Annotated in this window: 22 protein-coding genes; 1 reads left to right on the forward strand and 21 read right to left on the reverse strand. The window is 68.6% G+C overall.

What is annotated here, in order from left to right; genetic code table 11:
* Positions 1-455: 455 nt before the first annotated feature.
* The 20 genes from AAFN69_RS33780 to AAFN69_RS33875 all read right to left on the reverse strand — a co-directional run bounded on the left by AAFN69_RS33780 (position 456) and on the right by AAFN69_RS33875 (position 10273).
* Entirely contained in the window at positions 456-842 is a 387-nt protein-coding gene (locus AAFN69_RS33780; protein WP_347732754.1) for a hypothetical protein, read from the reverse strand.
* Complete coding sequence (locus tag AAFN69_RS33785; RefSeq protein WP_347732755.1) at positions 839-1222, reverse strand: DUF6011 domain-containing protein; 384 nt, start codon at positions 1220-1222, stop codon at positions 839-841. The genes AAFN69_RS33780 and AAFN69_RS33785 overlap by 4 nt, the downstream gene beginning before the upstream one ends.
* A gap of 157 nt (positions 1223-1379) precedes the next feature.
* Positions 1380-1730, reverse strand: coding sequence for an HU family DNA-binding protein (locus tag AAFN69_RS33790; RefSeq protein WP_347732756.1), 351 nt, complete (start codon positions 1728-1730; stop codon positions 1380-1382).
* A gap of 53 nt (positions 1731-1783) precedes the next feature.
* Entirely contained in the window at positions 1784-2377 is a 594-nt protein-coding gene (locus tag AAFN69_RS33795; RefSeq protein ID WP_347732757.1) for a hypothetical protein, read from the reverse strand.
* 84 nt (positions 2378-2461) lie between these two features.
* Positions 2462-2908 carry a hypothetical protein gene (locus AAFN69_RS33800; protein ID WP_347732758.1) on the reverse strand — a complete coding sequence of 149 codons (447 nt, stop codon included), beginning with the start codon at positions 2906-2908 and terminating at the stop codon, positions 2462-2464.
* Complete coding sequence (locus AAFN69_RS33805) at positions 2905-3357, reverse strand: hypothetical protein (RefSeq protein ID WP_347732759.1); 453 nt, start codon at positions 3355-3357, stop codon at positions 2905-2907. Before AAFN69_RS33805 ends, AAFN69_RS33800 begins: the two co-directional genes overlap by 4 nt.
* Positions 3357-4079 (reverse strand): hypothetical protein, encoded by a 723-nt coding sequence (locus tag AAFN69_RS33810; protein WP_347732760.1) that lies wholly within the window; start codon positions 4077-4079, stop codon positions 3357-3359. Before AAFN69_RS33810 ends, AAFN69_RS33805 begins: the two co-directional genes overlap by 1 nt.
* Positions 4079-4378, reverse strand: a complete 300-nt coding sequence (locus AAFN69_RS33815; RefSeq protein ID WP_347732761.1) for a hypothetical protein — start codon at positions 4376-4378, stop codon at positions 4079-4081. The genes AAFN69_RS33810 and AAFN69_RS33815 overlap by 1 nt, the downstream gene beginning before the upstream one ends.
* The gene (locus AAFN69_RS33820) at positions 4375-5163 is read right to left on the reverse strand and encodes a hypothetical protein (RefSeq protein ID WP_347732762.1); all 789 of its coding nucleotides are present in this window, start codon (positions 5161-5163) and stop codon (positions 4375-4377) included. The genes AAFN69_RS33815 and AAFN69_RS33820 overlap by 4 nt, the downstream gene beginning before the upstream one ends.
* A gap of 14 nt (positions 5164-5177) precedes the next feature.
* Positions 5178-5510, reverse strand: coding sequence for a hypothetical protein (locus AAFN69_RS33825; protein WP_347732763.1), 333 nt, complete (start codon positions 5508-5510; stop codon positions 5178-5180).
* The gene (locus AAFN69_RS33830; protein ID WP_347732764.1) at positions 5507-6778 is read right to left on the reverse strand and encodes a hypothetical protein; all 1272 of its coding nucleotides are present in this window, start codon (positions 6776-6778) and stop codon (positions 5507-5509) included. Before AAFN69_RS33830 ends, AAFN69_RS33825 begins: the two co-directional genes overlap by 4 nt.
* 53 nt (positions 6779-6831) lie before the next feature.
* The gene (locus tag AAFN69_RS33835; protein ID WP_347732765.1) at positions 6832-7341 is read right to left on the reverse strand and encodes a hypothetical protein; all 510 of its coding nucleotides are present in this window, start codon (positions 7339-7341) and stop codon (positions 6832-6834) included.
* Positions 7342-7357: 16 nt separating this feature from the next.
* On the reverse strand, positions 7358-7879 hold the full coding sequence (locus AAFN69_RS33840) for a Holliday junction endonuclease (RefSeq protein ID WP_347732766.1): 522 nt from the start codon (positions 7877-7879) through the stop codon (positions 7358-7360).
* Positions 7876-8238, reverse strand: coding sequence for a hypothetical protein (locus AAFN69_RS33845; RefSeq protein ID WP_347732767.1), 363 nt, complete (start codon positions 8236-8238; stop codon positions 7876-7878). The genes AAFN69_RS33840 and AAFN69_RS33845 overlap by 4 nt, the downstream gene beginning before the upstream one ends.
* Before the next feature lie 254 nt (positions 8239-8492).
* Entirely contained in the window at positions 8493-8759 is a 267-nt protein-coding gene (locus tag AAFN69_RS33850; RefSeq protein ID WP_347732768.1) for a hypothetical protein, read from the reverse strand.
* Complete coding sequence (locus tag AAFN69_RS33855; RefSeq protein WP_347732769.1) at positions 8756-9079, reverse strand: hypothetical protein; 324 nt, start codon at positions 9077-9079, stop codon at positions 8756-8758. The genes AAFN69_RS33850 and AAFN69_RS33855 overlap by 4 nt, the downstream gene beginning before the upstream one ends.
* Positions 9080-9108: 29 nt before the next feature.
* Entirely contained in the window at positions 9109-9393 is a 285-nt protein-coding gene (locus AAFN69_RS33860) for a hypothetical protein (RefSeq protein WP_347732770.1), read from the reverse strand.
* Positions 9390-9671 (reverse strand): hypothetical protein, encoded by a 282-nt coding sequence (locus AAFN69_RS33865; RefSeq protein ID WP_347732771.1) that lies wholly within the window; start codon positions 9669-9671, stop codon positions 9390-9392. The genes AAFN69_RS33860 and AAFN69_RS33865 overlap by 4 nt, the downstream gene beginning before the upstream one ends.
* A gap of 165 nt (positions 9672-9836) precedes the next feature.
* The gene (locus tag AAFN69_RS33870; protein ID WP_347732772.1) at positions 9837-10031 is read right to left on the reverse strand and encodes a hypothetical protein; all 195 of its coding nucleotides are present in this window, start codon (positions 10029-10031) and stop codon (positions 9837-9839) included.
* Positions 10031-10273, reverse strand: coding sequence for a helix-turn-helix transcriptional regulator (locus AAFN69_RS33875; protein ID WP_347732773.1), 243 nt, complete (start codon positions 10271-10273; stop codon positions 10031-10033). Before AAFN69_RS33875 ends, AAFN69_RS33870 begins: the two co-directional genes overlap by 1 nt.
* Before the next feature lie 178 nt (positions 10274-10451).
* Here AAFN69_RS33875 and AAFN69_RS33880 point away from each other — a divergent pair, with 178 nt between their 5' ends.
* A complete protein-coding gene (locus AAFN69_RS33880) occupies positions 10452-10940 on the forward strand; it encodes a hypothetical protein (RefSeq protein ID WP_347732774.1) in 489 nt (162 codons plus the stop codon).
* Positions 10941-11354: 414 nt separating this feature from the next.
* Here AAFN69_RS33880 and AAFN69_RS33885 read toward each other — a convergent pair whose 3' ends face one another.
* Positions 11355-12980 carry a recombinase family protein gene (locus AAFN69_RS33885; RefSeq protein ID WP_347732775.1) on the reverse strand — a complete coding sequence of 542 codons (1626 nt, stop codon included), beginning with the start codon at positions 12978-12980 and terminating at the stop codon, positions 11355-11357.
* Between the last annotated feature and the right edge of the window lie 58 nt (positions 12981-13038).

Raw genomic sequence — 13038 nt, forward strand, 5'->3', positions numbered from 1 at the left:
GGCGGCCGGGCTGATGGTTGGCGGAGCAGACTGGACTGATTCTGGCGACAGAGGATGTCTCGCCCGGCACTCCTGGGCGGCCAGGAGGCTCGCTTGCGTTGGAGCTCCTCAGCCCGGCGACCGGCAGTGCGAGTTGCCCAGCCGCTGCGATGGCTTCCCGACGGGTACGAGCCGCGGTCTGCCGGTGGTGCTCGGCGTCGTAGGCGAGATGGCAGCCCTGGCACATGGCGCGCAGGTTTGCCGGGTCACAGTTCTCAGGGGTGTGGTCGAGGTGCGCGACGGTCAGAACGACGCGAGACCCGGTGCCGTACGCCTGGCCGCCGTTGCAGTTGGAGCAGCGGCCGACATGCGTTCCCCGGCCGCATTCGCCCCGGCATTCGCAACGACCTTGGGCACGATCGTTGCGAATGCGGATGCTGATCTCCGGCCATCCGCTCGGGTAACGGGCACGGTTCTCAGGCCGGATGGGCATGGCTCACCTCGTTCCGCACGTCTGCGAACAGGTCCATCTGTTCCGGGATGGGTGAGGCGCCCAATGCGGCCGAGACGGAATCCTGTTCGCTTTCGGAGATCGCCTCGTCGCTCCATGAGGCAGCCCATGCCTGGCCCTCCGGGCTGGACCTCCAGTCGGCAAGCATGGTCCGACCGAGATCGGTGAGGACCAGGCCGCTCTCGCCGCCGGCCAGCAGCCCGCACATCTGGAGGCCGACGGCGTTGTTGGGGACCCCGTGGCTGCGGAACCGGACGTGGTCGTACGGGAGATCCTCGGCCTCGGCGGCGAGCAGATAGGGCAAGTGGTAGCCGGTCAGCCGTGCGGGTGGCTGTTCGAAGCGAAAGGTCATGGCAACCTGTTCTCTCTCGCTGCGTGGGCGCTCGCGATGGCGGGGGTGAGGAGCTGGGCGAGCGTGTTCTCGCTCATGCCGCGGCGGCAGTCTGGCCCGATTCCGATCACTTTCGATCTGGTGTCGGTGAGGGGCCGGCCGCACTCACAGCAGGCGGTGGCGAAGTCGGCGAACCGGCGCCGCGCGCCGGCGGGGTCTGCGATGAGAGCGGTGTGCACAGCCTCAACCCACGCCTGGTACTTCGCCTGCCACGCCCGCAGCCAGTCAATCCGGGCTCCGGGGTCGGCAGGGGCGTCCCGCTTCAGCGGGCGGGCGGGCCCGTGCCAGGCTTTACGGGGCCAGGCAGCCAGGCCGCCGTTGCGGGAACGCCAGTACGTCATGGTGGTTGGGTCTGAGGGGTTGGCTATGGCGTAGTAGCCATCCGGCAGAGTGGTCATCATCCTGTGCCCTTCTCGACGGTGTTTGAGAAGTCGCCGGGCCGGCTGCGGCGGATGCCGGGGTTCGCCGAGTGGCCGGGTTGGGCGCGGATTTCACGGATCACCGGAGGCTCCCGTTGACGAGTTTGGTGATGTCTGCCGCGGTGTCCCGGTTCCGGATGATCTCGGCCAGGCGCCGGGCGGGGCGGAACCGGATTCGGTGCTGCGCGGGGGTGATGAATTTGTCGCCGTTCTGCGGATTTCTGGAGATGCGCTCGGCGACGGGCATGGAGCGGAAGGTGCCGAAGTTGGTGATGGCGGTGTCGTGTCCGGCGGAGGCGGTGCGGGCGATGACGTTGAAGACGGCCATGACCATCGGCCTCGCCTCCTTCGTGCTGATGCCCAGCTCGTTCGCGACTTCGGCGATCAGGGTTGTGGTTGTCTGCCGGGCGGGGTGGAATCGGCGTGTCATGGGACTCTCCGGTCTGTGCTGCGGGGCATAGGGATGGGTGGGCTCGGCGAAGGTCAGGAGTGTTGGTCGATCAGGACCTCATAGAGGGCTCGTTCAACGAGGTGCTTGTCGGCGATTTCGGGGTGGCCGGCTTCCCGCATGAGTGCGACGTTGCGGTCGGCTCGGTCGATCGCAGTGCGAGCGACTGCGGCGATGGCCTCCGGGGTGGCCCACGTGTCGTCGAGGATGACCGGCGCACCCCGCTTCAGGCTGTTGTGTACGTAGCGCGCCACCGTCGTGAGGGTCATGTGGGCACGGCGGTCGTAGAAGGCGGCCTTGTAGAGGATGGAGACCCGGCGGCGGCCATGTGTGTCCACGATGTAGGACCACAAGTCGGTGTCGCCGGCCTGCCGCGTCCACCCGGCAGGCAGAGTCACGGGCATGAAGAGCGGGTCTTTGGGGTCCGGGGTGCCGAGGGTGAAGCCGACAGCCTCGAAGTCCGCGCGCTCGCACTGGATGAGCGTGGCCGGCAGGTGACTGGAGGCCATGAGCTGCTGCTGGCCGAGCCGTTCTTGGGCTTCGATGACGCCGCTGGTGTCGCCGGTCGCGAGCGCGAGGAGTGCGGTCGCGTACTGGCTCTCCTCGCTGGCGGTGTTCTCGATGGGCATGTTCTTCTCCGAAATGAAGGCGGAGTCGGCCGTCGGTGTGTACGGCCACTCGGGCGGTTCGATGAGAGATGCGGGGCAGCGGTCTCAGAGGATTCGGCCCGTGCCGGGGTCTTCGTGGCTCGGAGGGAGGACGGCCTGAACGGGTCCGGCACCGAGGGCGTCCCACAGAGCACGGACGGGAATCGGCTCGGTGGCCTGGTCTTCCGGAGCGCTGGTGTCCCGCTCTGCCGGAGGCACGGTCACCGCGTCCACGTTCGCGAGCCGGGCCAGCAGCTCCACGTTCTCCAGCTTGAGCTGACGGGCTGTCTCTTCCATGCAGACGGCAGCGGTCTCCGCCTCGGCACACTGCCGCATGGCGTTCTGCCACGCGGCGTACACGTCGTCCCGGTCAGCCAGGAGTCTGAGGAAGAAGTCGTTGGCGGCGCTCTCGAAAGCCTTGAGCTTGGCGTTCTCGGTGCGCAACGCCTGGATGAGGGCCGGTCTGCTGTGACGCCCAGCTTCCCGGCGCGGCCAGGGAATCATGACGGTCATCGGGAGTTCTCCTGTGTCTCGTTGAGGCCCAGGGCGTGCGCCAGGTCTCCGTATTCGCCGCGCAGAGTGCGGATCGTGGCGGCCTGTTGGGCGGACAGGGCTTCGAGGCGATCGAGCTCGGCCAGGGCAGTCCACTCCGGGCCGACGAGCGGTCCTGGGGCTGCCTTCCGGATCAGCCGCAGGTTCGCCAGCTCTCTGGCGATGGCGGCGGACTCCGTGTCCGGAGTCCGGGCCGGGAGCTCGCCCACGGGCTGCTGAGAGTCGAAGGCCGGGCCGCCAGTGCGGTCGTAGTCCCGCGCATAGGCAGCTTCGTTCGCGACCTGGAGGTCTGCCAGGCGTTCGTCCAGGGCCGCGAGGACGTTACGGGCGGATCCGAGCTCGGCTTTGGCCCGGCGGAGTTCGCCGCGCAGGCGCATGACCTCGGGAGTGGCGTCAGATGTGGGCAGCATCAGGCGTCGGCCTCCTCGTCGTAGTCGGCGGTGACGAGGACCGGGACGACGGTGAGGCCGGTGGGCTGCTCGTCGCCGTCGCACTGGGCCGTGAGTTCCCAGGGTTCCCCGGCTTCGGATTCGTCGCCGATCCAGATGAAGAGCACCGCCTGGTCGTCGGGGAGCTGGCTCTTCTCCCGTGCTTCGCAGCAGCGCATCGCAGCGCAGAGGGTGGTGAAGTGTCCGAGGATCAGCCCGACGCGCTGGTCCTCGGCGCGGTAGATGAATTGGTCGGGTGCGGCCAGATGGAGCGTTGCGTACACCTGGGCCACCGCCGCGAGGATCGGGGCGTCGGCGGATTGAGGCTGGAGAATGGCCTGCTGCGCCAGGCCGACGGCCTTCTGCTCGTATGTGCCGGGTGTCATCGGATCCTCCTGGGAGGTGGCGGTGGTTGATGCGGCGGGGCAGATGAGGGCGGCCAGATCATCGGAGAGGTCCGCGGTACGTGGGGTGCTGAGGCCGGGGGGCGGGTCGGCCAGGACGTAGGAGCGGCGGCCGGCAGCGGAGCGGCGGGCACTGAGGTCGCCGCGGCGGGCGAGCGCGCGCAGGTCCTGCCGGGCGGTGTTGCGGTGGTGGGCCCATCGGCCGTCCGCCAGGTACAGCTCGGCGGCACGGCCGGCGGTCCAGGGTTCCGCGCTTGTGCGAATGGCGGCCAGGAGGAACGCGCGTCGAGTCTCCGGCATCACTCGGCTCCTGCGGGTATGCCTGCCGCGGCGCTGTTGACGGAGGGCGCGGGAGTGACGTCTTCCCAGCCGCTGGTCCACTCGGCTGCGGTGAGCGGATGGGTGGACCAGCCGGAGTCGGCGAGCCGGATCCACCCGAGCGCGGTCTGTTCCCCGGTGTCCGGATGTCTGGCGATGGTGCCGCAGTAGAAGAACCACGGCCCGTGCGCGTACAGGCGGCCGCGGTGGGGGCGGTGCCCGCCCCAAGCCGAGGGGATGGCCTGCCGGCCGGCGGAGCTGGTCCGGTACGGAGTGCTCATGACGATTCTCCTGCGGCCGGCATGTTGACGTACCGGATCCACAGGCGCCATGCGCCGTGGTCGAGCGGTTCACGGCGGGCTTCGAAATGAGCGTCGTCCGTGGGTGTGTAGGCGGGGGCTTCGTATCCGGTACGGACACGGTGGGCCGCCGCGATCACACTGCGCACCGATGAGTAGGTCTGAAGCGGAAACCACGTTCCGGGTGATGTCCTGGCAGCGGCGGCGGCCTTGTCGTGATTGGTCTGCCGCGGGGTCGGCGCCAGCGGGGCGGGCATACGGGACCGGTGCTCGGTGAGGGTGCCGGCCGTGGTGTCGTAGTCCTGGGGGAGGGACCAGCGGGCGTCAGGGAAGGCCGTGCGGAGCATGCTGCTGGTTTCCTGGGGGCCGCCCTTGGGGAGCGGGACCTCGCGTCGGCGGGGACCCAGGCACATCACCGTCCAGAAGGACGTGCTGTCGGTGTGGTACTTGGTGATGCGGACCTCGGCGATGTCGCGGCCGGTGATCTCGGTGAGGCGGGTACGCAGCTGGCTGGTCATCACAGCGTCGGCCTGGATGGTGCGGCCGGTGGGTGTGGTGGCCCGGCTGCGCTTCACGGCGGCCGGGCGGCCGGCCGGAGTCACCCGCTCCGGGTGGGCCGCGGCGAGTGCCGCGAATGCTGCTTCGGCGCGCGGGTCTTCGAGGTCGTGGCGGTCGGGGTCAGTGAGCGGCAGCGCAGTCCGCAGGGCCTCAAGGTCGGCGGCGGGCGGATTCGTGCGCGGCGCGGCGATGTGCTTCGTTGCGGTCATCGCCATCATCTCCCTCAGTCGTGGGTGGTGTTGGGGTGGCGGAGAGCGGCGCGGATCTCATCCGCCCTCCGGTGTGCGATATCCGGGTGGAGCGCCGGGCGTGGCCGGAGCCACGGTTCGGATGCTGCGGAGACCAGGTCGCCGGGCTGGCCGGCGGGGTCGGCCATCAGCTGTGCGACGGCGACGAGGACGTGGCCCCAGGTCATGCTGTGAGTGCGGGCCTGGGCGAGTGCGTCGATCAGCGCGTGTGGTGCCCAGTCCGGCCGGGCCTTCGCGGCCAGGGCGAGGAGCTCGGTGGACGCGGGCCGGGGAACATCGGGCGGATTCGGTGTGGGCCGGTGGGTCATGGTCGGCTCCGGGCGGGAGTGGGGCGGCAGTCGGGGCAGGAACACCAGCTGGGCGCGGCGGCCGGCTGTGCTGGTCCCGGATCGGGTGACGGAGGCTTCGGTGGCCGGTCCGGTCCGGGCGGACCTTGGGGCGGATGCTCGGTTTCACGCAGGTCGGCGCATACCTGGCACCGGTCGCCCGTGGCCCAGATCCGGCCGGACTCACAGGCGGCGAGGCCGCAGCCGTGACGTACGACGGCCGCGCCGAGGAGCCACCGGCCCGGGTCGCGGATCTCCTGATGGAGGACCCCGGCGTACCGGTGCTGGAGCCTTTCCCGCAGCCGCTCCGGAGAGGTTCCGGCGTCGAGCTGGCGGCCGATCTCTCGCGCCAGCTGACGTGCGACGTACGGCGACAGGCCGGGCAGGAGAGGGCGAACGGGGGCGAGGATGTGCCAGATCCGCGGAGCGAGACTCAGCGCGGGCCCGGTGTACGCGGCCTTGAACGCGGCGGGGAGCTGGGAAGGTCCGGGGTTTTCCACAGGCGAGGGGCCTTTACTACCGGTCTCTCGCCTCCGGCGGATGGAACCACCGGCCCGCTTGTCATCAGGTGAGTCAGGCTGCGGGTCTTCCTTATACGCGAGGGATCCCTCACCAAGATCCTCACCCGATCCCTCGTTAAAGTCCTCGGTCAGCGTCGGCTGTACTGGCTGGTCGTGGACGGTGTAGAGGTGTCGGCCGCGCGGCCCGGCCCGGTGGTCGACACTGATCCATCCCAGCGCGGCGAGCTGGGTGAGGATGCGGCGCACCGACCGGGCGTCCAGGGGACGTCCGGCGCGCTTGCCGGTGCGGTGCCGCAGGATGTCGCCGAGCTCGGCCAGAGTGATCGGCTTGCCGGTGTGGACTGCGTAGGAGATCGCCGCGTAGGCGTGCAGCTGCCGGGGGTTGAGCGCTTCCGCGGCCCGGGAGGGCACCCATGCGCCGGGTTCGCGCCGGTAGTCGGTGTGCCGGACACGCCGGATGGCGGTGGTGCCGGTGCCGCCCTTCAGTGTCTGGCGGTGGCTGGTGACTTCGGAGATGTCATCGGTGGGGCAGGGGCGCATGAGCTGGGTGAGTGACCGCTCGATGGTGGAGCGCGATATGCCCAGGAGCGATACGAGGTAGGCGACGCCGGCGGTGCAGCCCTCGGGCCGGGCCGCCAATGCGGCGATCTTGACGTACACCAGCACAGCGGCGTGCGAGTAGTGCGAGGAGGTGACGATGCGCCAGGGCACACGGACCTTCTGCGGCATTGCGGTCACCTCCTCTCGGGCGGACAGGTTCGGGGCAGGGTGGTGGAACGAGGTCAGTCGCTGTGGTCGCCGCGTTCCGGCACGAGGGCCGTCTTCAGGCCCCCCGCGATCTGGTCGAGCTCGTGCCGGAGCTCGGTGAGCGTCAGCTCGGGCCGGTGGACCAGTCGGCTGACGTAGGAGTGCCAGTGCTGCACGGACGCCTTCAGCCGGGCGGCCTCGATGGCGTGCAGGAGTCCGCCGGTCAGCCGGAGCGTCTGCTCGGAGAGCTCCATCTCACCCTCGTCGTCCAGCGTTCCGGCGGCCGTGCGCTGGACGAACAGGGCCCGCTGTGCCTCCCGGATGGCGCCCTCCTGGTCCGCGTTCGGAATCTCCAGGTGGGTGATCCGGCATTTCACGGCCGGTTCCTTCTCCGAGCCGGGCGCGGGCTGGGTCCGCTCGGTGTGTGCGAACTCCACGATCGCCATCCGGCGTGCGCCCGGAACGTCGTACACGGGCCGTACGTGTGGCTCCAGCGCTTCAGCGGCGGAGGCGGACACTCTGGCGTCGAACTTCAGCTGAGTCATGATCTGATGTGCTCTTTCAGGCGGGCCAGGTGGCCTTGTCGAGCCGGTCGCGCTGCGCGCCGGGCAGAGGGAACTCGGGGTGCCCCAGGCGGTCGAGGCCGGCCGCGCGCAGCCACCAGGCGTCACACTGGTTGTCGTCGGCGAACTCGCGGCCGGCCCGCTTGTAGGCGGCCATCGCCATCGCGGTCTTATCGGCCGTGCCCTTGCCCGTCGCATACGCCTTCAGCGTTGCCGGGGTGACCAGTGCGTACGGCACGGTGCGGCGCACCAGCAGGGCCCGTACGGCCCCGTGAACCATGCCGGTGACCCCGGCGGACTTGGCGTGAGTGGGCAGATCCTCCAGGACCACGAGGTCGGGCAGCGGGCCGAGGCCCGAGTCCGGGCCGCCAACCGCGATGTCGACCATGTCCACGATCGTCACCAGGCGCCGGTCGCCCATCGCGGAGGAACCACCGGCCGTACCGGTCGAGCCGTCGCGATAGGCGATCCCGGTCGCGGTGATCGACAGATCCAGGCCGATCACCCGGAGGGCGGTCACGGCGCGTCACCTGCCTCGGCCTTCCGGTACAGGTCGTCGGCCGCGCACTGCAACACCTCGCCGGCGACCCAGGCCGGGAGCACCGTGCGCGATGAGAGGGCACCGATCCGGGCACCGACGAAGAGCAGCACCGCGGCCGCGTCGGCCGGGTCGACCCCAGTGGAGGCCACCACCCTCTCCGCCAGACGGCTACCCATCGCGCCGCGCCAGCGGGCCTCATCGTTGTCCGCGAACCGGCGCCGGTTCTCCCGCAGGTAGGCGAGTGCCTGCTCCGGGGTCCAGTCGGCCTCGGTCACGGACTTGATACCGGTCGACAGCGTCTGGAAGCGAGCGAGCCAGGGGTCGGTCTCGTCATTCATGGTCAGTCCTGTGGTTGTTGGTGGAGACCGCCGTGTACCGGCCGGCCGGTACCGGGATCGAGGCGCCGCAAGAGCTGGCGGCCGTCGGGCAACGCGGGGCGGACCGGGTGCCGTGATGGCGGGGAGGAAGGGGATCCCGCCCGGAGCAGGCAGGGTCACCGGGGAAGGCACGGAGCGGGTCCCCTCACCTGCCTTGGCTTCCCCAGCGGGACCGTGGGGGCCGGCTGCGGATGGCTTTGACTCCGGGCGGGTGGTCATGCGCGCTCTTTCAGCACGGATGTGAGAGCGGCGTTGAAGAGGCTCGTGAGATCGGGCGGCGGATCCGGCTTCGCGGCCCGGCCATCGGGGGTGGCCCAGACATCGCCGTACGCCTTCTGATGGCGGGCGGCGATCTCCCGGGCGGCGGACGGCCCGGCCCGTACCTCGCCGCGCTCGATCTGCCCGAGGATGCGCTCGGAGTCGGACAAGGCACGGATCTGGCCCTGGCGGAGCTGTCCGCCGAGGCTGCCGCGCCCGCTCACCGGGCACGACCCGAGGGTGCGAGAGCGGGCCGGTTCTCACGCTGGCCGCGTATCGGCCGCACCTTGTGCAGCGGCACCCACACGAGCCACCGGTCGAACCCGAATTCGTTGTCCCAGGCCACGCACACCATCGCGTTGCCGGTGCGCATGTCAGAGAAGCACCAAGCGGTCGGCTTCCCGTGGAATACCCCGGGAACGTGGACAGGCTCGTCGAGGACTACTCGGCCCTTCCGCCCGCACCCATGGATCACGCGCAGGCCCACCGGGTACATGTCTGCCAGTACTCCGATTTTGGTCTTCATCTCCTCGGTGTCGAGCACGGTTCCCCGGTACTCGATGCGTCCGGGCATCACCACTGCCCCCCGGCGCGTGCGGTGTTCTCCAAGTGCCGCACGTACGTCCGCAGTCGGGCGATCTCTCCCAGCAGCGCGGGCACGTCCGCCCGTGCTTCGCGGCAGAACTCCATCGCGGGCACGAACTGCGTCTCGTCCCACGCCTCTACGAAGGAGAAGGGCCCGAATCCGTCAGGCGTTCCGTCGTCCGCCATGTGCCAGACCCACGGGCCCTGCGGGGCGGCGACAACCCGCTCCTGGACCTTCCTCAGGTACTCGTCGGCCAGCGGCGCGGGTGTCACGACACACCGCCCGCCGGATTGACGCTGACACCGTGGACAGGGCAGACGCAGACGAGGCCGTCGGCCTCGGGCGCCACGAGCGCGAGACCAGCGGCCTCGCGCTCGTCGTCACCGAGGTGGAGCTCGTACATCTGCCCGGCGTCATCGCGACACTCGACAGCGGCGGCGCCCGTGGCGTCGGTATGGGTGACGAGGCCGGTCCATATGAGCGGCTTGGGCGCGGAGGCCGCCGAGATGTTCCGGGCCGGCCCCGTGCTGTGTGCGATCCTGGATCCCATAGGGGTCCACTTCCTTCTGTGATGGGTGGCTGGTGGGCCGGGGTCGTCGGGTGCATCCGGCGGCCCCTTTGCCGTGCCGAGGCGTGTGTCAGAGAGGCGTGCCGCACTGACGGCAGCTGCTCCGGCCCTGGGGGTTGTGGTGCCGACAGGCATTGCAGACGGGCATCAGGCGACTTCCTTGAGGGGTGGGGCTGCGGCGGAACGGAGCAGCACGGCCAGGCGGCCGATCTCCGTGATGGACAGACGGCAGTCCGCGCAGTCGACGGGCGTCAGACCGTGCGGGCACGGGGCGCCGTATCCGGCGAGGAACGCTTCGGTGGGAGTGCGGCACAGGCCGCGCTGGTCGTTGACGGCTGCCATCAGACGGCGGGCGTAACGGCTTGCGGGGCCTCATCCGGGAGCAACAGGTCGCGGATGGTGCACTCCAGCACGGCGGCGATCTTGGCAAGGTTGCTCGGGGAGAAGTTGGCCTTGCCCAGTTCAACCATGGACACGAGCTGCTTGCTGCAACCTGCGCGAGAGGCAAGCTCGGTCTGGCTCAACCCCGCCTCGACCCGTCTGCGCATCAAGCGCTTCCGGTCCAATCGGGTTTGTTCTCTCATGTGAAAGACAGTAGAAGACAGTATGAATACGTACAAGAGTTACTGATAAGTAGGTTGCACTTTCTTTCACTCGTCTCGCATGTGGAGATTGTGTAGAGACCCCTAGTCGGCACCCTGATCCGGTCCGATACAGTCCAAGAAAGTCCAATACCGGATTTCGGGACCTGGAAGGACCGCCATGACCGGACCGGCGCAACCCCCACCGCCGGAGGCGCTACTCATCCGCATCGCCCGTGAGGCGAAGGGGCTCAGCCCCGAGGCGGCTACGCGCCACATGCGCATCAAGTTCAGCGGTTCCCGCTGGCGCCAGATCGAGGCCGGGTACCGCAAGGACACCCGCGAGCCGGTGATCGCGCCGGCCATAACGCTGGCGCACATGGCGTATGCCCTGGAGATCGCTTCGGCCCGGCTGAACGACACGGGCCGCACGGATGCCGGGCGCATCCTCGAAGAGTTGGAGAGCGCCGGCGGGGCGGAGCAGTCCGAGGCGGCCGACCCGGGACCCCTTGTGGAGCTGGAAGGGTGGCAGCAGCAGATCATCCTCAACGCGCTCGATGAACGGCCGCGGTCGGCCAAGGAGAAGGCGCTGCTCCTGCGGACTCTCGCATCGAAGCTTGAGGCTCAAGAGACCGGAGCCGAGCGGCCGACGGCCCACCGCAAAGAGTAACGATTTCGTCACAGACGTCAATATGACAGGGACATACCCAAGAGTTCGCAGCATTCTCGGTGCTTGCACCACACATCAGAAGTGACTGAGAACTGCCAAGGGATGGGAATGATGATCATCATTCTCGCGGCCGTTCTCGGCGTCGTCTGCACAGCCGTGGCCCTGCTCTTCCAACGGGTGAATCACCTCACCTGGCAGCTCACACAAGTACGCGTCGAGTACGACAGCGAACGAATATTGTCTGAATTGAATGAGGGACCTCCCGCCGGATTCCCACCACCGGGCCCGGCGGCCAGGTCCAGGAGCCAATTCGCCGAGCCGCAGCATCCGGGTAGCAGCCGCAACGAACGGCCCCCGCCGCCGTAGAGACGGCCAGCAGGCCGCACCGAGCAGTGCGGCCCACCGCGCCGGCGGCTACGCCCTCTTCCGTGTCGCACCATCAGGTGTTCTTCGGAAAACTTCCACGCTGCTGGGGTCGAACCCCTTGCCCATCCGAGTAACCCCCTTGATGGCCACGCGGAAGAGGGCGCCGACGATGTCGCTTCGCACCTCGATCGGCTCGGCCTCCCACTGCTCGCGGCTGTATCCGACGGCACGCAGGATCAGCCGATCCTGTGCCGTCGTGGCCAGGGTTGCGCGAAGCCCGGCGATTTTCCTGTCGAAGCCCGATATCGCCTTCATCGCGAGGAACGGGTCCACGTCCGGGTCGTCTGCGGCGTCTTCGACCTGCTTGGCCAACCGCGCGCGCCGCTGCTCCAGCTGAACGATCTCCTCGGCCGGCCCTGGACCTCCCCCGGCCGAGGGGGACTGGAGCTCGGACAGCAACCGCGGGTCGTTGAGCAGTCGGAGTACATGACCCACCACGTATTCGTCCGTGTAGGGCTCGTTGCGGGCTCGGCCGCACTGCGGGCAGAAGTAGATCTGGGACTTGCTCGCGCCGGTCCCGGACGGTTTCGACTTCACGGTCCTGTGGGGATGAGGGCAGATCTTGACATCGATCCAGCACCGTGCGGGTATTTTCCCCTGAGGATCGGGAACATGACAGGACGAACACTCGGCCACACCGGGAAGCAGATGCCTGCGTGTCCTGCCTCTGTACGGATTCGCCTGCCGAGACGCAGCGAAGAGGGCCTTCAGGTCTTCCCACGCCTCCACAGAGAGCGGGCCCTCCCACACCGCTTTGAAGTAGACCCCGTCCCGTTCCACCAAGCCGGCTGTCCTCGGAGCCTCCAGAAGCCGAGTCAGGGTCGCCTCGATCCACAGCCCGCCGCTTGTAGTCCTGCATCGCTGATTCATCCACTGGACCGCTGCCTTCTTGGTCATCCCAGCGAGCAGCCGCTCACTGACATCGGCAAGGATCTTGGTCTCCTCCGGCACTGTCTTGTCGAAATCGAGGACCGGGACGACGCTCTCCTTGCCGGTCCGTCGATCGACCTTGATGCGGGTCTGCCCTGTGGGCAACCCCCACCCGAACGCGCGCCGACCTCCAGGGCTGGCACGCCCCTTCTCTGCCCGGTTCACGAGACCCCGTGTGACGCGGCGCGAGGTGTTGTCCGACTCCCTGCACGCCTGGGCTGCCTCGATCCGGAGGACAAAGCGATCATCTGGCGAATCGAGGTTCCGCGTTCCGGAAGGTGAAGCGATCCGGATACCTTTCTGATCGGCGACACTGATCAGCTTCTCCAGATCGAAAGGCTGCCTGATCAGCCGATCTCCGTGATAGACGATGATGGCGTCGATCTCGCCGGCCTCCAGGGTGCTCAACATCCTGTCCCAGGCAGGCCGCTTGCGATTCCGCTGCCAAGCGCTTCGAGAGTTGTCTTGGAAGACGTGTGCGTCAGACACCACCCACGACAGTCGTGCGGCAAGATCTCGGCAGTCCCCCTCCTGCTGCTCCACCTTTTCCAGCGAGCCATCGGGGGCGTATGAGAGTCGGCAGTAGATCCCGCACCGAGTGACACTGCGCCCGCTGGGCGATGCGAGCATCCTGCGGTGGGCGGCCAACTCGGCACGGGCCGTGACTTCCTGATCTTCAGCCAAGGGAACTCCATGTGTGAGGAGACTTGAAGAGACTACGTGCTTTCTCAATGTTCAGCCT

It is taken from the genome of Streptomyces sp. CAU 1734, assembly GCF_039888735.1.
Classification (GTDB): domain Bacteria; phylum Actinomycetota; class Actinomycetes; order Streptomycetales; family Streptomycetaceae; genus Streptomyces.